At 33.7% G+C, this 953-nt stretch carries 2 protein-coding genes; both read right to left on the bottom strand.

Annotated elements, in window-relative coordinates; translation table 11 throughout:
• Nucleotides 1-245, bottom strand: a 245-nt coding sequence (locus tag LACDD01_RS00780; protein ID WP_156468504.1) for a DUF722 domain-containing protein, incomplete at its 3' end; no start/stop codon positions are given.
• A 119-nt stretch (nucleotides 246-364) separates the two neighbouring features.
• The gene (locus LACDD01_RS00775; protein WP_061412693.1) at nucleotides 365-781 is read right to left on the bottom strand and encodes a DUF3850 domain-containing protein; all 417 of its coding nucleotides are present in this window, start codon (nucleotides 779-781) and stop codon (nucleotides 365-367) included.
• Between the last annotated feature and the right edge of the window lie 172 nt (nucleotides 782-953).

Here is a 953-nt window from a genome sequence, read left to right as displayed (position 1 = left end):
AAAGGCTCGTACCATACTTGAAACTGATATTTAAGCTCATTCAGCGCTTTTAATTCTTCATCGTTTTCTAAAGCTTCTTTGTTTAATGCACTGCTTTCTGGTTCAGATCCACCAGAATATGCTGTACGAATTCCAAGATTATCTACTTTTTGTCGGTAGAGATATCTACTTTCAATAGATTTTATCCTCGCATCTAATCGACCATTCACATAATCTCCAATAATCCTATCTAACTTATCTGCCATGAATAAACTTCCCCCAGTATGTTATAATATAGACAGAAAGTATTAATTGCTAAGCCCGTTGCCCGCGGGCTTTTTTGTTTGTTAATATACAGCAAGCCTTTGCTTTTTCCAGCTTGATTTCATTTGACTACCTCAATTCCGAGGATAGCGAAACCTTTGGGCAAACGATCTGCTTTGAAGTAATCCTTTAAAACCTGTTGTATTTGACTATTTACTGTTTCAAAGGAAAACATAGATTTCTCATCATCTGGCTCACTTAATTGGTCCCAGCTCATGATTTCAACAATCTTTACTTTGATTGTATCGGCTTCCTTTTCAGCACAACTCATATAGTTATGGCTCATCCTATAATCATTTAATGGATTAATAATTTCTCCCCATTTAACAAAAGTTTTTAATCCAGGCATGAATGCTTTTAATATCAAAATGTCCCCCACCTTAAAATCTCGATCATTCTTACGAATTTCAAAGTTCTTAGTGCCATTTTTCACTTCGTCAAAATACTTGACGTCTAATTTTAATTCGTGTGTTTTCACTATTTTTATTCTCCTACAACTATGGTAAATATATAATATAATCGGAAGTGGCTTTATAAGCTGTACTCCCTTGTAATCACTGCCTTTATAAGGCCTTTTTTATTTTGGTTAAAACGGACTAATTTAAAAGTAAAAATAATATTTTAACTATCACTACTACAACAGCGACAAA

The sequence above is a fragment of the Lactococcus sp. DD01 genome, from assembly GCF_001578715.1.
Classification (GTDB): Bacteria; Bacillota; Bacilli; order Lactobacillales; family Streptococcaceae; genus Lactococcus; species Lactococcus petauri.
This window is presented reverse-complemented; position numbering and strand designations above follow the sequence as displayed.